18 protein-coding genes are annotated in these 21,682 nt (G+C 44.8%); 17 read left to right on the forward strand and 1 reads right to left on the reverse strand.

Features of this window, described 5'->3' with window-relative positions; translation table 11 throughout:
- Positions 1–138 precede the first annotated feature (138 nt).
- From LIR34_RS08290 to thiI, 17 genes are all read left to right on the forward strand, one after another.
- A complete protein-coding gene (locus LIR34_RS08290) occupies positions 139–1,107 on the forward strand; it encodes an SIS domain-containing protein (protein WP_161284042.1) in 969 nt (322 codons plus the stop codon).
- Positions 1,108–1,145: 38 nt separating this feature from the next.
- Positions 1,146–2,003 carry a PfkB family carbohydrate kinase gene (locus LIR34_RS08295; protein ID WP_173901801.1) on the forward strand — a complete coding sequence of 286 codons (858 nt, stop codon included), beginning with the start codon at positions 1,146–1,148 and terminating at the stop codon, positions 2,001–2,003.
- A 14-nt stretch (positions 2,004–2,017) separates the two neighbouring features.
- A complete protein-coding gene (locus LIR34_RS08300; RefSeq protein ID WP_173901802.1) occupies positions 2,018–3,520 on the forward strand; it encodes an ABC transporter permease subunit in 1,503 nt (500 codons plus the stop codon).
- Positions 3,513–4,235, forward strand: a complete 723-nt coding sequence (locus LIR34_RS08305) for an amino acid ABC transporter ATP-binding protein (RefSeq protein WP_161284045.1) — start codon at positions 3,513–3,515, stop codon at positions 4,233–4,235. The genes LIR34_RS08300 and LIR34_RS08305 overlap by 8 nt, the downstream gene beginning before the upstream one ends.
- 274 nt (positions 4,236–4,509) lie before the next feature.
- Complete coding sequence (locus LIR34_RS08310) at positions 4,510–7,278, forward strand: ATP-binding protein (RefSeq protein ID WP_173901803.1); 2,769 nt, start codon at positions 4,510–4,512, stop codon at positions 7,276–7,278.
- Between the two features lie 174 nt (positions 7,279–7,452).
- Positions 7,453–7,722, forward strand: coding sequence for a hypothetical protein (locus LIR34_RS08315; RefSeq protein WP_173901804.1), 270 nt, complete (start codon positions 7,453–7,455; stop codon positions 7,720–7,722).
- Positions 7,706–8,116 (forward strand): PIN domain-containing protein, encoded by a 411-nt coding sequence (locus LIR34_RS08320; RefSeq protein ID WP_173901805.1) that lies wholly within the window; start codon positions 7,706–7,708, stop codon positions 8,114–8,116. Before LIR34_RS08315 ends, LIR34_RS08320 begins: the two co-directional genes overlap by 17 nt.
- Positions 8,117–8,280: 164 nt before the next feature.
- Positions 8,281–10,281 carry an excinuclease ABC subunit UvrB gene (gene uvrB, locus LIR34_RS08325; RefSeq protein ID WP_173901806.1) on the forward strand — a complete coding sequence of 667 codons (2,001 nt, stop codon included), beginning with the start codon at positions 8,281–8,283 and terminating at the stop codon, positions 10,279–10,281.
- 152 nt (positions 10,282–10,433) lie between these two features.
- A complete protein-coding gene (locus tag LIR34_RS08330; protein WP_173901807.1) occupies positions 10,434–11,591 on the forward strand; it encodes a pyridoxal phosphate-dependent aminotransferase in 1,158 nt (385 codons plus the stop codon).
- Between the two features lie 230 nt (positions 11,592–11,821).
- Complete coding sequence (gene hrcA, locus LIR34_RS08335; protein ID WP_161284048.1) at positions 11,822–12,874, forward strand: heat-inducible transcriptional repressor HrcA; 1,053 nt, start codon at positions 11,822–11,824, stop codon at positions 12,872–12,874.
- Between the two features lie 29 nt (positions 12,875–12,903).
- Entirely contained in the window at positions 12,904–13,536 is a 633-nt protein-coding gene (gene grpE, locus LIR34_RS08340; RefSeq protein ID WP_173901808.1) for a nucleotide exchange factor GrpE, read from the forward strand.
- Between the two features lie 177 nt (positions 13,537–13,713).
- Positions 13,714–15,585, forward strand: coding sequence for a molecular chaperone DnaK (gene dnaK, locus LIR34_RS08345; protein WP_161284050.1), 1,872 nt, complete (start codon positions 13,714–13,716; stop codon positions 15,583–15,585).
- Between the two features lie 160 nt (positions 15,586–15,745).
- Positions 15,746–16,930 (forward strand): molecular chaperone DnaJ, encoded by a 1,185-nt coding sequence (dnaJ, locus tag LIR34_RS08350; protein ID WP_161284051.1) that lies wholly within the window; start codon positions 15,746–15,748, stop codon positions 16,928–16,930.
- A gap of 237 nt (positions 16,931–17,167) precedes the next feature.
- A complete protein-coding gene (prmA, locus tag LIR34_RS08355; RefSeq protein ID WP_173901809.1) occupies positions 17,168–18,121 on the forward strand; it encodes a 50S ribosomal protein L11 methyltransferase in 954 nt (317 codons plus the stop codon).
- Between the two features lie 4 nt (positions 18,122–18,125).
- Entirely contained in the window at positions 18,126–18,869 is a 744-nt protein-coding gene (locus LIR34_RS08360) for a 16S rRNA (uracil(1498)-N(3))-methyltransferase (protein ID WP_173901810.1), read from the forward strand.
- Positions 18,870–18,889: 20 nt separating this feature from the next.
- Positions 18,890–20,044, forward strand: a complete 1,155-nt coding sequence (locus tag LIR34_RS08365) for a cysteine desulfurase family protein (protein ID WP_173901811.1) — start codon at positions 18,890–18,892, stop codon at positions 20,042–20,044.
- A gap of 52 nt (positions 20,045–20,096) precedes the next feature.
- Positions 20,097–21,278 (forward strand): tRNA uracil 4-sulfurtransferase ThiI, encoded by a 1,182-nt coding sequence (gene thiI / locus LIR34_RS08370; RefSeq protein ID WP_161284055.1) that lies wholly within the window; start codon positions 20,097–20,099, stop codon positions 21,276–21,278.
- 106 nt (positions 21,279–21,384) lie between these two features.
- Here thiI and LIR34_RS08375 read toward each other — a convergent pair whose 3' ends face one another.
- Positions 21,385–21,621, reverse strand: a complete 237-nt coding sequence (locus LIR34_RS08375) for an HPr family phosphocarrier protein (protein WP_161284056.1) — start codon at positions 21,619–21,621, stop codon at positions 21,385–21,387.
- Between the last annotated feature and the right edge of the window lie 61 nt (positions 21,622–21,682).

The raw sequence follows: 21,682 nt of genomic DNA on the forward strand, positions 1-21,682 counted from the left end.
TAATATGTTATATTCTTTAAAAAAGTAAATCGTAAAAGCGAAAAATGAAAAACAAGTCTGTAAAGTCTTCAAAACCCTGTATTTTTAAAGGACTCTGAAGATTTTTAGATTAAGATCATGAAAACTGGAGGATGAAAAATGGACGCAGTAAAAATTGTAAATAAGATCAGTAAAGAGCATGGTACGATTAAAAACGTGTATTTTCTTGCATGCGGAGGATCTCTGGTAGATTTATATCCGGGATATTATTTCCTGCGTGCAGAGTCTGCAGTGATGGATGCACAGTGGATCCCGGCCAGGGAATTTGCCCTGACTCCGCCGAAGAAACTTGGAAAAGACAGCCTGCTGATCATCTGTTCACACAGTGGAAAGACCAGAGAATGCCTGGAAGCTGCCAGAACAGGACTGGACGCAGGGGCAGCAGTTGTAACCCTGACACATGCACCGGGATCTGCCTGTGATACTACGGAGTGGATTTCCATCGTATATGACTGGGCGCCGGGAGTAAAAGAGGCAGAGAAACCACAGGGAATCGTTCTCAATCTTCTGAATGAACTTATGAAAGTCCAGGAGCCGGGATATGAGCTTTATGACAAGATTACAGAGGGATTTCATAAAATTGATGCCATCATTGCAGAAGCAGTAAAAGATCAGCAGAATGCCGCATGGCTTTTTGCAGAAAAATATTCTGAGGAGCCGAATCTTTATATTATGGCATCAGGAGCATCTTATTCACAGGCGTATGGTTTTGCTATCTGCTCCCTTCAGGAAATGCAGTGGATGGACTGCGGATATCTGAACAGTGCAGAATATTTCCACGGACCGTTTGAGGTGACAGATGAGAATCACCTTTATATCCTTATGATGAGTCGTGGAAGAAACCGTATGATGGATGAACGTGTTCTGACCTTCCTCGAGAAATATGGAAAAAAATATGAAGTGATCGATGCAGACAAGCTTGGAATGGCAGCGATCGATGACAGCTGTGTGGAATATTTTACACCAATGCTTTTCTATACCATGACAACGGTTTACCGTACCGCACTGCAGGATAAACGCCGTCATCCGCTGGATATGAGAAGATATATGGGTGTTGTGGAATACTAAAAATGCTGCTGTGCCTGTGCACAGGGAAAGGAGAAAAAATGAGCAGATACAGTACCAAACTCCTTGGTTTTGGAGATAATGTTGTAGATATCTATGATCATCTGAAGACCATGTATCCAGGCGGTAACTGCGTAAATGTCAGCGTTTACGGAAAAATGGCAGGCTGTGAAAAAACAGCCTACATGGGATATTTTGGAGATGATGACTGGGCGGAACTGATCATGGATGCTCTGGAAAAAATTGGTGTGGAAACTGTAAAGTGTGAACAGCTTCACGGTGAAAACGGATATTCCAGAATTACATTAAAGGACGGAGACCGTGAGTTCCTGGACTTTAATGAAGGCGGCATTCGTGGTAAAACACCATATATCCTCGATGATTCTGATGTGGAATATATGAAAGGCTTCGATGTAGTACATAGTGGAAATTATTCTTTTACTGAGAGCGAACTCCACAAGATCAAAGAGGCCGGAATTCCGGTTTCCTTTGATTTTTCTGATGATTCCACAGAAGAATATTATGAAAAAACAGCACCGGATGTTACATATGCGTTCTGTTCTTTTGATGGAACCGATGAGGAGGCAAAAGCACATCTGAAAAAGATTATCTCCATGGGACCAAAGCTTGCCATGACTTCCAGAGGTGCGAAAGGCTGCATCCTTTATAACGGTGAGAAATTTTTTGCTCAGAAAGCGGCTCCTCTTACAGAAGTAAAAGACACTCTCGGCGCGGGAGATTCCCTTATCGCCTCTTTCCTTACCGGATATATTGGAAGAGTAAAAGATGGCATGGATGAGGAAACTGCGATCCGTGAGAGCCTTGAAGAAGCATCTGTCTTTGCTGCGGGCATTTGTGGCATGGAAGGCGCTTTTGGCTACGGAAAAAAATACGAATAACAGGAGGAAAAACAATGGAACGCAATGGAAAAAGCAGAGCTCTTATTTGCTTTGTACTGTGTATGATCATGGCTCTGCCAGTATATTTCGGCAGCACAGTGCCAGTAAGAGCGGCGGATCAGCAGACCATCATCGTAGGAACGAATGCAGAGTATTCACCGTTTGAATATCTGGACGATGATGGAAATATTACAGGTTTTGACTACGATCTTCTGGAGGCTATTGCCCAGGAAGAAAATGTGAAGCTGGTGTGGAAGGATATGCCTTTCGATTCCCTGATGGGTTCCATGGAGGCTGGTGATGTGCAGGTGATCGCTGCCGGAATAGGACCTACCGAGGATCGCAAAAAGAGCGTAGATTTTTCTGATGTCTATTATACGGGTACACAATGCATTGTCAGCCGTAAGGATAATCCGATCAAAGATTTTGAGGAGATGTCAGGAAAGACCGTTGCAGTTCTGGAGGGTGCACAGAGTGATATGATCGCATCCGGCGAGACTACAGATTACGGTGAAGTCAAAGATGCCAGGGTAAAAAGATTCAAAAATGCTTCCAGTGCGGTGATGGAGTTGAAAAACGGCGGAGCTGATGCAGTCCTGATCGACAATATCATGGCTGAAATCTACTGCAAACAGAATTCTGATCTGCAGTATGAGTCTGTGCCAAGTACAGCTGAGGATACCGTTTTCTGTATTGAAAAGGGAAATGCAGAGATTGTTCAGATCATCAATGACGGACTCGCAAAGGTTAAGAAATCCGGTGCTTACGATGATCTTTACCAGAAATATTTTGTAGATACAGTGGATAATAGCGATGATGTGACCGATGTAGCTGCAGCAGACGGATTCCTGGGACTTTTAAGCTTTATTTTCCTTCAGGATAATCGCTGGAAGTTTTATATCAACGGTCTTGGAATTACACTGGTCGTTTCACTTCTGTCCGTGATCGTGGGTATTCTGATCGGTCTTGTGGTGGCTCTGGTACGCCTTGGAGCCGCAAAAAAAGGCCGAAAAACCATTCCTTCGACAATCGCCGATATTTATGTTGATGTGATTCGTGGAACACCGTCGGTTCTTCAGCTGATGATTATTTATTTTGCAGTATTCCACAGCAGACTGGGATATGTGGCGGCAGTGGCCAGCTTCGGCATTAACAGTGGTGCATATGTTTCCGAGGTTATCCGTGGAGGTATTTTGTCTGTAGACAAAGGTCAGAGTGAGGCAGGCCGTTCTCTTGGTCTGGGATATAAAGACACCATGCGTTTCATTATCATTCCGCAGGCAGTAAAAACAATCCTTCCGGCAATGGGCAATGAGTTTATCCAGCTGATCAAAGAGACTTCTATTTTGGGTTATGTAGGAATCATGGATCTGACGAAAGCGGCAAGCTATGTTTCTTCCCGTACCTATCAGATGTTCATTCCGCTGGTCGCAGCAGGTATCATGTATTATCTGATCGTGAAATGCCTGAGCATTCTTCTGAAGAGATTTGAAAGGAGACTGAGAGAAAGTGATTGATGTTAAGAATCTGAAAAAGTCCTTCGGGGACATACACGTATTAAAGGGAATCACAACTCATGTAAACAAAGGTGAGTGTATCTGTATCATTGGTCCGTCCGGTTCCGGAAAATCCACTTTCCTGCGCTGTCTGAATCTCCTGGAAAAACCGGAGGAAGGTGAGATCATAGTAAACGGGCAGCAGATTCTGGATCCGAAACTGAATGTTGATAAATTCAGAGAAAATGTGGGTATGGTTTTTCAGCATTTCAACCTTTTTCCGAACATGACCGTATTAAAAAATATTACGCTTGCGCCGGTACGCCTCGGCAAATGGAAGGCAGAAGAGGCAGACCAGAGGGCCAGGAAGCTTCTGAAAAGAGTGGGACTTGAGGAGAAAGCGGATGTTTATCCGGGACAGCTCTCCGGCGGACAGAAGCAGAGGGTTGCGATTGCCAGAGCACTGGCGATGAACCCGGAAGTACTGCTGTTTGATGAACCGACATCAGCCCTTGATCCGGAGATGGTCGGGGAGGTTCTTGAGGTTATGAAAGAACTTGCAAAAGAAGGCATGACCATGCTGGTTGTTACCCATGAGATGGGATTTGCAAGGGAAGTCAGTGACCGGGTACTCTTTATGGACAACGGGGTGATCCTTGAGGACAGAAACCCGAAGGAACTGTTTGGAAATCCCAAAGAAGAAAGGACGAAGGAGTTTCTTTCCAAAGTATTGTAGATTAAAAGATTGCGATGTGTGGTAAAAAAGGGCTATGCATCGCAATTTTTTTACTTTTTTGTCCGATATTTTTCAGTCCGAAAAAATCTACAACTCCATGGTAAAGTGATCCGGGCAGTTTTGGAAGTTATGAAAAAAGTAGAACCTTTGCATATTTAGGGCTAGCCGAAGAGCAGACATCTTGGTACAATAGAGAAACAGGATATGCACTGCTATCGGTAAGAGAAAGGATATTCTTACAGGAACAGATATCGAATAATTTGGAGAGAGCTATATGAAAAAGTTTAAGATAAATGTACAGAGGTATATCTGTATTTTATTATGCCTTGTTTTATATATTACTGTACTTACTCTTCCTGTATCAGCAGAGGAAGCAAAAAGTCGGACAGTCAGAGTAGGCTGGTATGAGGGCACCTATAATACCACAGAACCAAACGGTGAGAAGAGAGGCTACTGTTACGAATATCAGCAGACAGTGGCTGCACATACCGGATGGAAGTATGAATATGTGGAGGGAAACTGGGCCGAACTGATGAGCATGCTGAAAAGTGGAGAAATCGATCTGCTGGGAGGTATCTCCTATGCAGAGGAACGTTCCACTTCCATGCTCTTTTCAGAACTGCCTATGGGCGAGGAGAAATATTACCTTTATATAAATCCTTCTGATACAGATATCTCAGTTTCAGATCTGACTACATTGAATGGGAAGAGGATCGGGGTGATGCCGGATACACTTTCTACAAGACGGTTCTATGAGTGGGAGAAAGGTCATGGAGTGGACACGCAAAAGGTTGATATTACCAGCACAGATGATGCCTGTCAGAAAATGCAAAATCAGGAAATTGACGGATTTGTTTTAAATGAGTCTCCACAGTGGGAAAGAGACAACATTTCTCCTGTTCTTCTGATCGGCAGCTCCTATAACTATTTTGCAGTCAGCAAAAAATGCCCGGATCTTAAAGAGGAGCTGGATCAGGCAATGCAGAAGATAGAAAAAGAGAATCCTTTTTATGAAGAAGATCTTTATAAGAGGTATCTTTCAGCAAATCCTATTGAAACTCTTTCGGATGAGGAGCAGAACTGGCTGGAACAGCATGGGGCGGTCAGGATTGGATATCTGAAAAATGATGTGGGTGTCAGCCTGGTGGATGAAGAGTCAGAGGAACCGGTAGGAATTCTTAACGATTATATCAGTCTGGCTTCCGACTGTATGGAAGAAAAAAATATAGAATTTCAGACGACAGGATTTGATTCCCAGGAGGAAGAGCTGCAGGCATTAAAGGATAACAGGATTGATATGATTTTTCATATGAATCAGAATCCATATGAAGCTGAGCAGAACGATATTATATTGTCAAATACTGTTTTTGAAGTCAATGCTGCAGTGCTCACCGGTGCTAAGAAGTTTGACGAAAATAAAGAGAATACAGTGGCAGTGAGCAGAAGCAACCTGCTAGGAAAGTGGTATATTTCTTTTAATTATCCTTTCTGGAAAATAAAGGAATATGACTCATCTGCTGAGGTTGAGAAAGCAGTCCAAAGTGGTGAGGCAGACTGCTTTGTTGTGAAGGCAGGACAGTCATTAAAGACGCTGGAGGACAGCAAAATGCACAGCGTTTTTCTTACGAAATCCGGCGATTCCTGCTTTGCAGTCACCAGGGAAAATACAACATTAATGAATATCCTGAATAAAACCATTCAGACCCTGCCTGCGTCCAGACTTTCAAGTTTGTTTTCTGTATATGAAAACACACCGGGAAAGGTTACTCTGGCAGATTATATAAAGGATAATCTGCGGGTAGTTTCTATTAGTTTTGTAAGTGTGACCCTGGTTATTATACTGATTATAGGTTACCTGATGATAAAAGCAAGAAAAGCCCAGATTCAAGCAGAAAAGGCCAATGCTGCCAAATCAGATTTCCTTTTCAATATGTCACATGATATCCGGACACCGATGAATGCCCTGCTAGGATACAGTGAACTGATGAAAAGGGAACTGACAGATCCGAAGCTTCTGGATTATCAGGAAAAGATGGAACAGTCCGGAAATCTGCTGCTGTCTATTATCAATAATGTGCTGGACATGGCCCGGATTGAAAGTGGTAAGATGGAACTGGATGAAAATTATGTGAAGATCAGCGATATTTATCTGGGAGTTTACAGAATTTTTCAGATAGAAGCGGAGAAAAAGGGAATCCATCTTGAGATGGAGTATGACGTGCTGCATGAACATGTAATCTGCGATGAGACAAAGAACAGGGAAGTTTTTCTCAATCTGCTCAGCAATGCGATAAAATATACAGCTTCAGGGGGAACGGTTACCATAAGGATCACAGAGCTTGACTGTGACAGGGGAGGCTATGTGCGGATACAGACTCAGGTAATTGATACAGATATTGGAATGAGTGAAGAATTCCTGCCATCCCTGTTTGAGGCTTTCGCCCGGGAACGCAATACAACAGCTGGAAAGGTTGCGGGAACAGGCCTGGGAATGCCAATCATAAAGAAGTATGTTGATATGATGGGCGGAAGCATTGAAGTAGAAAGTAAGTTGGGAGAAGGAAGCAAATTTACAGTTATCATGGAATACAGGATTGCTGATAAGGGTTACTACGAGCAGGATACGAATCCGTCTCCGGATACAGAGGAAACAGACTGGATCAGCGGAAAACATGTTCTGCTGGCTGAGGATAATGACCTGAATGCGGAAATCGCAGAGTTTATCCTGGAGGATATGGGACTTATTGTTGATCGTGTTGAGGACGGGATTCAATGTGTGGCAAGGATGGAACAGAAACTAGCAGGAACCTATGATCTGATCCTTATGGACATCCAGATGCCGAACATGGATGGATATAAGGCAACTCAGGCAATCAGAAGGCTGGCAGATAAGAAAAAAGCCGGTATTCCGATCATAGCTATGACAGCCAATGCATTTGAGGAAGACAGAAAAAAGGCATTTGAAAAAGGAATGAACGGACATATTGCGAAGCCTGTTGATGCAGAAAAAGTTAGGAAAACTATTCTTTCAGTTTTACGGTGAGATGAAGGAATTCTTTCCTGAGAACGCAGTGGAATACTTTGTCTCCGTTGCTGTGAACGGAGTGAACAGTAAATTTGATACATGGAAAATATTGATTGAGAAACAGGTGTAAAGCAGTTATAATTAAAGTAGGAAAATAATGATTTGCATAAAAAAGGAAAGGCGGTGTATCATATGACTATGTTACAGGAGCAGGCTGTTCAGATGATTCAGGATATGTCCGATGATAATGTAGGATTTCTGATTGAAGTGATTCAGCGATTAATATCAAAGAAAACATATACCAGTGTTATCTATCCGTCTCAGAAACCAGATGAAAAAATGCAGGCGTTTAAAGAACTGGTAGCTACCAGAAATGAAGCAAAAAAATATTTGCCGGATAACTTTGATCCGGATGCAGAGCTGGAAGCAGCAAGAAGGGAAAAATATGGTAGTATTGATTGATACGAATGTAATTATTGATTTTCTTGTTGCAAGAGAACCGTTTTACGATTCTGCGTTGCATGTGATGGAGAAATGTGCATCTGGAGAAGCAGAGGGATATATGGCATTTCACTCTTTGCCTAATCTGTGGTACATTCTCAGAAAAGTCCCGGCAGAGACAAGACGATCATGGTTAGAAAAGGTCTGCAAGATTCTAAAAGTAGCGTCTGCATCTCAGGAAGCAGTCATGAAAGCTATCAAAATGGATAACTTCAAAGATTTTGAAGATTGTTTGCAGGATAGATGTGCCGAGGAAGTTTTGGCAAATTATATAATTACTCGAAATACAGCAGACTTTGAGACTTCTGTAGTGTCAGCTATAGAACCTGATGAATGGTTAAAGAAATTAAATTGAAAGAAAAATCCCTCGGAACATTTCTGAGGGATTTTATAAATGTAAGACGTTTAAATTCCATGATATAATATCTCCTACATTTGAGTGTTAATTCATTCGCGTTAGTTTTATTTTTTCTGCCTGATAGACGAACTTTTTTGATATAAAAACCAGGAGGTGCTTTTGTGCAAAATTCACAACAAATCTTCAAATTACACTCTGAATACCAACCAACCGGCGATCAGCCCCAGGCCATCGAAAAACTGGTCAGGGGCTTTAAAGAAGGCAACCAGTTCGAGACTTTGCTGGGTGTCACCGGTTCCGGTAAGACCTTCACCATGGCGAACGTCATCGCAAAGCTTAACAAACCAACTTTGGTACTTGCGCACAATAAAACACTGGCAGCGCAGCTTTACGGAGAGATGAAGGAATTCTTCCCTGAGAACGCAGTGGAATACTTTGTCTCCTATTACGATTACTACCAGCCGGAGGCATATGTCCCGTCCACCGATACTTATATCGCGAAGGATGCGTCCACCAATGACGAGATCGACAAGCTTCGGCTTTCTGCGACAGCGGCACTCTGCGAGCGCAAAGATGTCATTGTGGTTTCTTCCGTATCCTGCATCTATGGTCTGGGTGCACCGGAAGAATTTTTCGACATGATGATCTCCCTGCGTCCAGGCATGGAGAAGGACAGGGACGATGTGATCAGGGAGCTGATTGATATCCAGTATAACCGTAACGAGATGGATTTTCACCGAGGCACCTTCCGCGTGCGTGGAGATGTACTGGAAATCTTTCCTGCAAACTATTCAGACCGTGCGATCCGCGTGGAATTTTTCGGAGATGAGATCGACCGTATCACAGAAGTTGATGTACTGACAGGCGAAATACGAAATGAACTGAAGCATGCGGCGATTTTTCCGGCATCCCATTATGTTGTGCCGCAGGAAAAAATCCAGAAGGCAGCGGATGCGATCCTGGAAGAAATGAAGGAACAGGTTTCCTATTTTAAAAGTGAAGATAAACTGATCGAGGCACAGAGAATTGCCGAGAGAACGAATTTCGATGTAGAAATGATGAAGGAAACAGGTTTTTGTTCCGGTATTGAGAATTATTCCAGACACCTTACCGGGCTTAAGCCGGGACAGCCGCCGTATACCCTGATGGACTACTTTAAAGACGACTTTCTTCTTATTATAGATGAGTCCCATAAGACCGTTTCGCAGGTCGGAGGAATGTATGCCGGTGATCAGAGCCGCAAGCAGACACTGGTGGATTATGGCTTCCGTCTGCCTTCGGCAAAGGATAACCGTCCGCTGAGTTTTGATGAATTTGAAAATAAACTGGATCAGGTTCTGTTTGTCTCGGCAACACCGGGACAGTATGAAGCGGAGCATGAGCTTCTGCGTGCAGAGCAGATCATCCGTCCGACAGGTCTTCTCGATCCGAAGGTCGAGGTTCGCCCGATCGAGGGTCAGATTGATGATCTGATCAGTGAGGTAAACAAAGAAACGGACAGGGGACACAAGATTCTGATCACGACTCTTACGAAACGAATGGCGGAGGATCTGACAGAATACATGAAGGATGTGGGAATCCGGGTCAGATATCTGCATTCGGATATTGATACACTGGAGCGGGCAGAAATTATCCGTGATATGCGTCTGGATGTGTTTGATGTGCTGGTTGGAATCAATCTTTTGCGAGAGGGTCTGGATATTCCGGAGATCACGCTGGTTGCCATCCTTGATGCGGATAAGGAGGGATTTCTCCGTTCAGAGGTTTCGCTGATCCAGACGATCGGACGGGCAGCCCGAAACAGCGAAGGCCATGTTATCATGTATGCCGATGTGATGACGGATTCCATGAGAAATGCGATTCAGGAAACAGAACGAAGAAGAAGTATTCAGGAAGCATACAACAAAGAACATGGAATCACACCTACTACGATCAGAAAGGCAGTCCGTGACCTGATCACGGTTTCTAAAGCGGTTGCTGAGACAGAGGATAAGCTGAAAAAGGATCCGGAGTCCATGAACCGTAAGGAACTCATGAAGCTGATCACGAAGGTTGAGAAACAGATGCGTGAGGCGGCGGCGAACCTGAACTTTGAACAGGCAGCAGAGCTCAGAGACAAGATGATCGAACTGAAGAAAAATCTGGAAGAACTGGAAGCGTAAGGAGAATCCGGCATCTTGATATATATATAACAAGATCCTAAAGTCCGGCATCGCAGAACAGTGATGTAACTGCAAAATATTTACACTTTACTCTTGTACAGTAATGGAGAGAGTGATAAAATAAAACCATTATGTAGAAAGAGGGAGTCGATATGCAGTTTTCCAAAAGATTAGACAGATTTGGAGAGGAAATCTTTGCGGCCCTGAACAACAGACGGATGGAGCTGGAGCAGCAGGGTATGAAAATTTATAATATGAGTGTGGGAACACCGGATTTTAAGACGCCGGAACACATCAAGAAGGCCCTGGCAGAAGCTGCCATGGATGATAACAACTGGAAATACAGCCTCAGAGACCTTCCGGAGCTTCTGGAAGCAGTCTGTGAGTATTATAAGAAACGATTTGATGTTGAGCTGACACCGGATATGGTCATGACCGTTTACGGAAGCCAGGAAGGCATGGGACATCTGGGAATGGCACTCTGTGATGAAGGGGATGTCGTTCTTCTTCCGGATCCGTGTTATCCGGTATTTGCAGCGGGAAGCCTGATGGCAGGAGCAATACCATACTATTATCCACTGGTGGCAGAGCATGATTTTCTTCCATATGTAAAGGATATCCCGGAAGAAGTTGCAAAAAAGGCCAAATATATGGTAGTTTCTCTTCCGTCCAACCCGGTAGGAAGTATCGCCACGCCGGGACTTTATGAAGAAATCGTGGCATTTGCCAGAAAGTATGACATTCTGATCATCCATGACAATGCCTACAGCGATATTATCTTTGATGGGGCGCATGGGGGAAGTTTTCTGGCAACAGAAGGTGCGAAGGAAATCGGAGTGGAGTTCTTCAGTCTTTCCAAGTCCTTCAATGTGACCGGAGCAAGGATCAGTTTTTTGGTGGGCCGTCCGGATGTGATTGCCGCACTTCGTAAACTTAGAAGCCAGATTGATTTTGGAATGTTCCTTCCTATTCAGAAAGCCGCGATCGCTGCACTGAAAGGACCGCTCGAGAGCGTCAGGGAGCAGTGCCAGATGTATCAGGAGAGAAGAGATGCCCTCTGCAATGGACTCAGAGAGATCGGATGGGAACTCCCGAATGGCAAGGGAACGATGTTTGTCTGGGCCAAAATCCCGAAAGGACGGACGGACAGTATGGCGTTCTGCATGGAACTGATGGAAAAAGCCGGTGTGATCGTGACACCGGGAGCAAGTTTTGGACCTCATGGAGAGGGCTATGTACGTTTCGCTCTGGTGCTTCCGCCGGAGAAGATCAGAGAAGTGGTAGAGTCCATCCGCAGAAGCGGCCTGTAATTGTACAGAACAGAACAAAAATTAAAAATCACAGGAAAGATATCAGATGGGGAAGGTCGAGAAATGTCAGATTTCCTTAATCTGTGTCTGAACTGTGATTTTTGTGTTTTTTTCAAAAAATTCGTAATTATCTGTTGACAAATAATTACGACAGTGCTATCTTAACACTATAGATGTTAGCACTCCTTAATGATGAGTGCTAACAGACTAAACGGAAAGGAGCTGGGAACATGGATGAACAACTGACAGATCGTAAGAAACGAATTCTCAAGGCGATCATCAGAACATACATGGAGACAGGCGAACCGGTAGGATCCAGGACGATTTCCAAGGATAAGGATCTGAATGTCAGCTCAGCAACAATCCGGAATGAGATGTCTGATCTGACAGAGATGGGATATATTGTTCAGCCACATACATCGGCAGGAAGAATACCTTCCGATAAGGGCTACAGGCTTTATGTGGATGAGCTGATGCGCGAGAAGGAGGATGAGATCGAGGAACTCCGTAATCTGATGATTGAGAAGACTGACAAGATGGATAAGGTGCTTAAGAAAGTAGCACGTGTTCTTGCTTCCAACACCAATTACGCGACGATGATTTCCGTTCCTCAGTACAGCGGAAGCAAGCTGAAATTTATTCAGTTATCCCGTGTCAATGAATTGCAGCTGGTAGCAGTTGTTGTATGCGAAGGCAATGTCATCCGAAATCAGATCATCGATCTGGATGAAGAGATGGACGATGAGACGATCCTGAAGCTGAACCTGCTTCTGAATACCAATCTGAACGGACTGCCGATCCAGGATATCAACCTTGGCATGATCGCCAGATTGAAAGAACAGGCAGGCATTCACAGCGGACTGGTGGCAAGAGTGCTGGATGCAGTTGCAGCTACGATTCATGTTGATGAAGACGATATGGAAATCTATACGTCAGGAGCCACGAACTTCTTTAAGTATCCGGAGTTATCCGATACGACGAAGGCGACCGGCCTGATCTCCACATTTGAAGAGAAACAACAGCTGGTGGATCTAGTCAAGGAGCGTATGGCAGATGACAGTACCGGAGTTCAGGTGTATATCGGAGATGAACTTCCGATCTCGACTATGAAGGACTGCAGTGTTGTGACTGCAACCTATGAGCTGGGCGAAGGAATGCATGGAACGATCGGTATTGTAGGTCCGAAACGAATGGATTATGAGAATGTGGTAAACAGTCTGAAGACCCTCAAGGTAGAACTTGATCAGGTTTTCACCAAAAATAAAAGCAATGAAGACGGCTAGAAGCCAGAGCAGAAAGGCGGTAAAAAAAAGTGTCAGAAGTAAATAAAAATGCGGCAAATGAGCAGGAAGAAACAGAGAAGGATATTCCGGAAACAGAAACTGTGAACGAGCCGACAGAAGAATCGCCGGAAGCAACGGCAGGACAGGACGCACAGGCGGAGGAAACTGCCCAGGCAGATGACGATAAAGAAACAAAATCCAAAACATCTTTCTTCGGCAAGAAGAAAAAGGACAATAAATTAGAGCAGCAGGTTGAAGAACTGACAGACAGACTGAAGCGAAGCATGGCTGAGTTTGACAACTTCCGTAAACGTACAGAGAAGGAGAAATCCAGTATGTATGTGATCGGTGCGAAGGACATCATCGAGAAGATGCTTCCGGTTGTGGATAACTTCGAAAGAGGTCTTGCACAGGCTCCGGAAGGTGATCCGTTTGCAGATGGCATGCAGAAGATCTACAAACAGCTTATCACTACGATGGAAGGCATGGGAGTAGAACCGATCGAAGCTGTCGGCAAGGAATTCAACCCGGATTTCCATAATGCAGTGATGCATGTGGAGGATGAATCTGTTGGCGAGAACATCATTGTAGAGGAACTCCAGAAGGGTTACACCTACAAGGGATTCGTAGTTCGCCACAGCATGGTCAAAGTCGCAAACTGATCGTGCCCAAAGAAAAAGGAAGCGGCTGCGAAGCAGACATTTACTTTTTCTGGCACGATCCTGACAGAATCGTAAGTGCGCAGCACGAAAGATGCGTTGAGCATCTTGATTCTGGAAGGAAAAATTGAAATATTTAATAGTCTTAAATCTTAGAATAAATTCAGGAGGAATATTATCATGGGAAAAATCATTGGTATTGACTTAGGTACAACAAACAGTTGTGTAGCCGTAATGGAAGGTGGACAGCCGACCGTTATCGCTAATACAGAAGGCGCAAGAACTACACCGTCTGTAGTTGCTTTCACAAAAACAGGAGAACGTCTCGTTGGTGAGCCTGCAAAACGTCAGGCAGTAACAAACGCAGACAGAACAATTTCCTCCATCAAGAGAGAGATGGGTACAGATTATCGTGTAACAATCGATGATAAGAAATACTCTCCGCAGGAAATCTCCGCAATGATTCTTCAGAAACTGAAAAAAGACGCAGAAGGATATCTTGGAGAGAGCGTAACAGAGGCTGTTATCACAGTTCCGGCTTACTTCAACGATGCTCAGCGTCAGGCAACCAAGGATGCCGGTAAGATCGCAGGTCTTGATGTAAAACGTATCATTAACGAGCCTACAGCAGCAGCTCTTGCTTATGGTCTTGACAACGAGAAAGAGCAGAAGATCATGGTTTACGACTTAGGTGGTGGTACCTTCGACGTATCTGTTATCGAGATCGGTGATGGAGTTATCGAGGTTCTTTCCACAGCAGGTAACAACCGTCTTGGTGGTGATGACTTTGACCAGAAGGTTACAGATTGGATGATCGAAGAATTCAAGAAAGCTGAGGGCGTAGACTTAAGCGCAGACAAGATGGCTCTTCAGAGACTGAAAGAAGCAGCAGAGAAAGCCAAAAAAGAACTTTCTTCCGCAACAACAACAAACATCAACCTTCCGTTCATCACTGCAACAGCAGAGGGACCGAAGCATTTCGATATGAACCTTACAAGAGCTAAATTTGATGAGCTGACACATGACCTGGTAGAAAAAACAGCTGAGCCGGTTCGCCGTGCACTGTCTGACGCAGGTATCACAGCTTCCGAACTTGGCCAGGTACTTCTGGTAGGTGGATCCACACGTATCCCAGCTGTACAGGATAAGGTAAAACAGCTGACAGGCAAAGAGCCAAGCAAATCTCTGAACCCGGATGAATGTGTTGCACTTGGTGCTTCCGTACAGGGTGGTAAACTTGCAGGTGATGCAGGTGCCGGTGATATCCTTCTTCTGGATGTTACTCCGCTGTCACTGTCCATCGAGACAATGGGTGGTATCGCAACTCGTCTGATCGAGAGAAATACAACAATCCCGACCAAGAAGAGCCAGATCTTCTCTACAGCAGCAGATAACCAGACAGCAGTAGATATCAACGTAGTACAGGGTGAGCGTCAGTTCGCAAAAGACAACAAATCTCTCGGACAGTTCCGTCTGGATGGAATCCCGCCAGCACGTCGTGGTGTTCCGCAGATTGAGGTTACATTTGATATTGATGCCAACGGTATTGTAAATGTTTCTGCAAAAGACCTTGGAACAGGTAAAGAGCAGCACATCACAATCACAGCTGGTTCCAACATGTCTGACTCCGAGATCGACAAGGCAGTCAAAGAAGCTGCTGAGTTTGAAGCTCAGGATAAGAAACGTAAAGAGGGAATCGATACAAGAAACAATGCAGACTCCATGGTATTCCAGGTTGAGAATGCACTCAAAGAAGCAGGCGACAAGATCGATGCTAACGACAAAGCAGCTGTTGAGACAGACTTGAATGCACTGAAGGATCTCCTTGCTCAGACTGCAAACGCAGAACTGACAGATGCTCAGATCGCAGACATCAAAGCAGCTCAGGAAAAAATGATGGAAAGTGCTCAGAAACTTTTCGCTAAAATGTATGAGCAGACACAGCAGGCAGGCGGCCAGGCTGGCCCGAACCCGGGAGCAGGTGCAGCTCAGGGTGGAAATGAAGCAGGCTACAATGATGATGTTGTGGACGCTGACTACAAAGAGGTCTAAAAGTTACTGAGAAACAGATTAAATAATCATAAAGCCTCCGGTGCAGATGTCAGGTCTGCACGGGAGGCATCTTGGATATAAGAACTAAAGTAACTATTCAGAAGGTAGAGGATACTGAACAGTTAAGAACTAAAACTAAAGCATATAGGAAAGAGAAAAGATGGCTGATAAAAGAGATTACTATGAGGTCCTGGGTGTCAGCAAGACTGCCAGTGATTCAGAACTGAAGAGCGCGTACCGAAAATTAGCCAAAAAATATCATCCGGACGTAAACCCGGGAGATAAAGAAGCAGAGGCAAAGTTTAAAGAAGCTACAGAAGCATACAGTGTCTTAAGTGATGCAGACAAACGTAGACAGTACGATCAGTTTGGTCACGCTGCATTTGAGCAGGGTGGCGGTGGAGCCGGCGGCTACGGTGGATTTGGCGGTTTCGATGGCGCAGATATGGGAGACATTTTTGGAGATATTTTCGGAGATCTGTTCGGAGGCGGCGCAAGACGCCGTGCCAATAACGGACCAATGAAAGGTGCCAATTTACGTGCCCGTGTAAATATTACTTTTGAAGAAGCTATATTTGGCTGTGACAAAGAACTGGAGATCGTGCTGAAGGATGAATGTACTACCTGCCATGGAACAGGTGCAAAACCAGGAACACAGCCAGTTACCTGTCCGAAATGTAAAGGTGAAGGTCAGATTGTCTATACACAGCAGTCCATGTTTGGTATGGTCCGTAATGTACAGACCTGTCCGGACTGTAATGGAACCGGTAAGATCATCAAGGACAAATGCAGTGCCTGCCGTGGAACAGGATATACTTCTGCGCGCAAGAAGATTCAGGTTTCTATCCCAGCCGGTATCGACAATGGACAGAGCATACGCATCCGTGAGAAGGGAGAGCCGGGTACAAACGGCGGCCCGAGAGGCGACCTTCTTGTAGAGGTAAATGTAGCCCGTCATCCGATCTTCCAGAGACAGGATATGAATATCTATTCTACCGCACCACTGACTTATGCACAGGCAGCTCTGGGCGGTGAGATCCATATCAATACTGTTGATGGTGATGTTGTGTACGAAGTGAAACCGGGAACCCAGACAGATACACGTATCCGTCTTAAGGGTAAGGGTGTTCCTTCCCTGAGAAACAAAAATATCCGTGGTGATCACTACGTTACACTGATCGTTCAGGTTCCGACCAAGCTCAACGAGGAGGCAAAAGAAGCACTTCGCAGATTTGATGAGGCCTGTGGAAATGTCACCCTCGATGAAAAAAAGGGCGGTTCTGAGAAGAACGAAAAGAAGAAAAAGAGCTTTATGGATAAACTCAAAGAGACATTTGAGGACTAAAAATAACAGAAACTTTAAGGAAAAGAGGGTTTCCCTCTTTTCTTTTTTTGTGCTTTCATGTATATTAGATAGAAGGGTTAAAAGACAAAAGCTGTTCGTGCCTGTATGGTGATTTAGAATGGGTTTTGCCAGGTTACTGTGCACAGAGTGAACAGTAAGGGTTTAAGCTATGGAACAGTTGGATAATCCGTAAATATCGTAAAGTTGTCGTATAGAATAAGACAGGAGATTTGATATATGAAGTGGAATCGTTTTACCATTAAGACAAAAACAGAGGCAGAAGATATGATCATCTGCACACTGGCAGAAATTGGCGTGGAGGGTGCTGAGATCCAGGATCACCAGCCGCTGACAGAGGAAGACAAGGCACAGATGTTTGTTGACATTATGCCGGATGGACCGGAGGATGACGGGATTGCCTATCTGAATTTTTATCTGGAGGAGGACGCAGACAAGGAGAGTATTCTTCGTGATGTGAGAAATGCACTGGAAGAGCTGCGCACTTTTATGGATATCGGAGAGGGTACCATCGAGGAATCACAGACAGAGGACAAGGACTGGATCAATAACTGGAAGGAATTTTTCCATCAGTTTTATGTAGATGATATTCTGATCGTTCCGTCCTGGGAAGAAGTCGCAGAAGAAGACAAGGACAAAATGATCCTTCACATCGATCCGGGTACAGCCTTTGGTACCGGTATGCATGAGACTACGCAGCTGGTGATCCGTCAGCTCAAGAAATATGTGACCCGCGGAGCAGAGATCCTTGATGTCGGAACCGGAAGCGGAATTCTTGGAATCACAGCCCTTAAGCTTGGTGCCGGTCATGTTGTGGGAACAGACCTGGATCCGTGTGCTGTTTCTGCTGTACAGGACAATAAAGAAGCGAACCAGATCGAGGATGACACCTTTGATATGATGATCGGTAACATCATTGATGATGTAGAAGTACAGAATGAAGTCGGATATGAGAGGTACGATATTGTAGCTGCCAACATTCTTGCAGATGTGCTTGTGCCGCTGACACCGGTGATCGTTCACCAGATGAAAAAGGGTGCATATTATATCACTTCCGGTATTCTGGATGTCAAAGAAGAGGTTGTCAGAGAGGCAGTAGAGAAGGCCGGACTTACTCTGGTGGAAGTTACAAAGCAGGGTGAGTGGGTCTGCGTAACAGCAAGAAAGGACTGATTTCATGCAGAGGTTTTTTGTAGAGCCGCATCAGATCGATGAAGAAGCCCATCAGATCCATATCACAGGAAGTGATGTAAATCATATCTCCAACGTTCTCCGCATGAAGACGGGAGAGGAACTGTGGATCAGTGACGGAAGTAAATATGAATACCGCTGTACGATCGAGAGCTTTGAGCCGGATGAGGTGCTTTTGCATATCGTTTATTCGCAGGAGCCGGAGTATGAGCTCCCATGCCGGATTTACCTGTTTCAGGGCCTGCCGAAGGCAGATAAGATGGAACTCATCATACAGAAGGCGGTTGAACTTGGTGCGTACGAAATCATTCCAGTGGAGACAAAACGATGTGTGGTAAAGCTGGATGGCAGGAAATCAGCTAAAAAGACAGCCCGCTGGCAGCAGATCTCAGAGAGTGCGGCAAAGCAGTCCAAGCGTATGCTGATCCCGAACGTGCATGAAGTACTCACCTTCAGGGAAGCTCTGAAATACGCGGAATCCATGGATGTTCGTCTGGTTCCCTATGAACTTGCCAGGGGAATGCAGGAAACCAAAGAAATTCTGGCGGGGATAGAGCCGGGACAGTCTGTCGGGATTTTTATCGGACCGGAAGGTGGATTTGAAGAAAAAGAAATAGAAGCAGCAATTGAAGGCGGAGCGAAGCCGATCACTCTGGGAAGGCGAATTCTCCGCACAGAGACAGCAGGACTTGCGATTTTGTCTGTCCTGATGTTCCAGCTTGAAAACTAAGCGAAATAAAAGAGGATATTATGGAAATTTATTTTGATAATTCTGCTACGACCAGATGCTATGATTCCGTAAAGGATATCGTAGTTAAGACCATGACAGAGGATTTCGGAAATCCTTCTGCCATGCATCTTAAGGGTGTAGATGCGGAAAAATATGTAAAAGAATCAGCAAAGACGATTGCCGGTATTCTGAAGGTGCAGGAAAAAGAAATCCTGTTTACCTCAGGCGGCACAGAATCGGATAACCTTGCACTCATCGGCGGTGCAATGGCAAATAAGAGAAACGGAAACCACATCATCATTACATCGGTAGAGCATGCGGCAGTCAGTCAGCCGGCACTGTATCTTCAGGAACAGGGCTTTGAGATCACCTATCTTCCTGTGGATGAGCAGGGAAGAGTAAAGATGGATGCGCTGGAGACTGTTTTAAGACCAGATACGATCATGGTATCCACCATGCTTGTAAATAACGAAGTCGGTGCAGTGATGCCGGTGGAAGAAATTGCAAAGATGGTTCATGCCAAAAGTCCGAAGGCACTTTATCATGTGGATGCGATCCAGGGCTTTGGTAAATACCGCATCTACCCCAAAAAGATGGGAATCGATCTTCTTGCAGTCAGCGGACATAAGATCCACGGACCAAAGGGTATCGGATTTTTGTACATCAATGAGAAAGTAAGGATCATCCCGCAGATTCTGGGCGGCGGTCAGCAGAGTGGTATGCGTTCCGGAACGGATAATGTACCGGGAATCGCCGGCCTTGGCGTGGCAGCAGGTCAGATTTATAAGAATCTGGATGAGAATGTAGAGCATATGTATCAGCTCAAGGAGCATATCGCAGAGGGACTTTCTCAGATTGAGGATATCCGTATCAATGGAATGCCTCTTCGCGAGGGGGCACCGCAGATCTTAAGCATCAGCGTCATGGGAGTTCGAAGCGAGGTTCTGCTTCACTCACTGGAGGACAAAGAAATCTATATTTCGGCAGGAAGTGCATGCTCCAGTCACAAGAGAAAGCCAAGTGCAACCTTAAGTGCAATGGGAATGTCCAAGGATCAGATCGAGAGCACTGTCCGTTTAAGCTTCTGTGAGGAAAACACGATCGAAGAAGCGGATCAGTTCCTGGAAACCATGAAAACACTGGTTCCGATGCTCAGACGATATTCAAGAAAATAATATATAGTTCAGGTGAGAAACCTGATAAAAAAACAGGAGGAGAAATACCAGTATGATATTTCATGCATTTTTGATCAAATATGCAGAGATCGCCATCAAGGGAAAAAACAGATATCTTTTTGAAGATGCCCTTGTAAAACAGATGAAACTGGCTCTGGAGCCGGTAGAGGGCGAATTTACAGTAACAAAGGAGCAGGGCCGTGTATATGTGTTCTGCCCGGAGAAATATGATTTTGATGAAGCGGTAGAGGCACTGCAGCGAGTATTCGGTATTGTGGGCATCAGCCCGGTTGTGATCTATGAGGATCAGGGATTTGAACAGATGGCACAGGATGTCGTGGCATATATGGAAGCAAGATATCCTGGATATGCAGGAAGCTTTAAGGTGTATACAAGAAGAGCAAAGAAATCCTATCCGATTACTTCCATGGAAGTCAGCGCAGGGATCGGAGAGAAAATCCTGGATGCGTTCCCGCAGGCTTCTGTAGATGTGCATCATCCGGAGATGACCTTATCCGTAGAGATTCGAGACAAGATTTATGTATATTCCGAAACTATTCCGGGTCCGGGAGGAATGCCGATCGGAACAAACGGAAAGGCCATGCTTCTTCTTTCCGGAGGTATTGACAGCCCTGTTGCCGGATATATGATCGCAAAGCGCGGTGTCAAGATAGAGGCAGTTTATTTCCATGCTCCGCCGTATACCAGTGAGCGTGCGAAACAGAAGGTTGTAGATCTTGCGAAGCTGGTAGCCCGCTACAGCGGACCGATCCGACTTCACGTAGTCAACTTTACAGATATTCAGCTTTATATCTACGATCAGTGCCCGCATGAGGAACTGACGATCATCATGCGTCGTTATATGATGCGTATCGCAGAGCATTTTGCTCGCAAGGATAAATGTCTTGGACTTATCACAGGTGAGAGTATTGGTCAGGTGGCAAGCCAGACCCTGCAGAGTCTTGCTGCGACAGACGAAGCGTGTGAACTTCCGGTATATCGTCCGGTGATCGGCTTTGATAAAGAAGAAATCGTTCAGATTTCCAGAAAGATCAATACATTTGAGACATCCATCCAGCCGTTCGAAGACTGCTGTACGATCTTTGTTGCAAAACATCCTGTAACAAAGCCGAACCTCAAGGTGATCCGCAGATCTGAGGAGAAACTGAGCGAGAAGATCGATCAGCTGATGGAAGAAGCACTGGCTACAACAGAAATCATTGAAATTCAGTAACAGATCCTGAAAAAAGGTACAAAAAAACAGCTTCATATGTGGTTGCACAATGAAGCTGTTTTAAAACTGTCTGATGTGTCCGGTCAGAAACCGGAACGATGCAGAATCACTCAATGACATATGGCGTAACAACAGCCAGGATAGAATCAAGAGTACTTCCTTCTGCGTGAATGTTCAGGTTGATCGGTTTGGAAAGATCAAGGCTGAAAATACCCATGATAGATTTGGCATCGATTACATATCTTCCGGATACCAGATCAAAATCGCAGTCGAATTTACTGATTTCGTTCACAAATGCCTTCACTTTATCGATGGAATTCAGGGAAATCTTTAATGTTTTCATGATGATTAATCCTCCTTTTATGTTCTTTCAACAGTAATCTTACCTGTACCCCCTGAAAAAG

This window comes from Blautia sp. MSK17_66 (genome assembly GCF_020538025.1).
Lineage (GTDB): Bacteria > Bacillota > Clostridia > Lachnospirales > Lachnospiraceae > Blautia_A.

Excerpts from the sequence above, each read along its gene's own strand:
- dnaK (WP_161284050.1), top strand. The coding sequence starts at position 13,714 with ATGGGAAAAATCATTGGTATTGACTTAGGTACAACAAACAGTTGTGTA.
- thiI (WP_161284055.1), top strand. The coding sequence starts at position 20,097 with ATGATATTTCATGCATTTTTGATCAAATATGCAGAGATCGCCATCAAG.
- LIR34_RS08310 (WP_173901803.1), top strand. The coding sequence starts at position 4,510 with ATGAAAAAGTTTAAGATAAATGTACAGAGGTATATCTGTATTTTATTA.
- LIR34_RS08295 (WP_173901801.1), top strand. The coding sequence starts at position 1,146 with ATGAGCAGATACAGTACCAAACTCCTTGGTTTTGGAGATAATGTTGTA.
- LIR34_RS08375 (WP_161284056.1), bottom strand. The coding sequence starts at position 21,621 with ATGAAAACATTAAAGATTTCCCTGAATTCCATCGATAAAGTGAAGGCA.
- LIR34_RS08320 (WP_173901805.1), top strand. The coding sequence starts at position 7,706 with ATGGTAGTATTGATTGATACGAATGTAATTATTGATTTTCTTGTTGCA.
- prmA (WP_173901809.1), top strand. The coding sequence starts at position 17,168 with ATGAAGTGGAATCGTTTTACCATTAAGACAAAAACAGAGGCAGAAGAT.
- LIR34_RS08360 (WP_173901810.1), top strand. The coding sequence starts at position 18,126 with ATGCAGAGGTTTTTTGTAGAGCCGCATCAGATCGATGAAGAAGCCCAT.
- LIR34_RS08290 (WP_161284042.1), top strand. The coding sequence starts at position 139 with ATGGACGCAGTAAAAATTGTAAATAAGATCAGTAAAGAGCATGGTACG.
- hrcA (WP_161284048.1), top strand. The coding sequence starts at position 11,822 with ATGGATGAACAACTGACAGATCGTAAGAAACGAATTCTCAAGGCGATC.
- LIR34_RS08300 (WP_173901802.1), top strand. The coding sequence starts at position 2,018 with ATGGAACGCAATGGAAAAAGCAGAGCTCTTATTTGCTTTGTACTGTGT.
- dnaJ (WP_161284051.1), top strand. The coding sequence starts at position 15,746 with ATGGCTGATAAAAGAGATTACTATGAGGTCCTGGGTGTCAGCAAGACT.
- LIR34_RS08365 (WP_173901811.1), top strand. The coding sequence starts at position 18,890 with ATGGAAATTTATTTTGATAATTCTGCTACGACCAGATGCTATGATTCC.
- LIR34_RS08315 (WP_173901804.1), top strand. The coding sequence starts at position 7,453 with ATGACTATGTTACAGGAGCAGGCTGTTCAGATGATTCAGGATATGTCC.
- LIR34_RS08330 (WP_173901807.1), top strand. The coding sequence starts at position 10,434 with ATGCAGTTTTCCAAAAGATTAGACAGATTTGGAGAGGAAATCTTTGCG.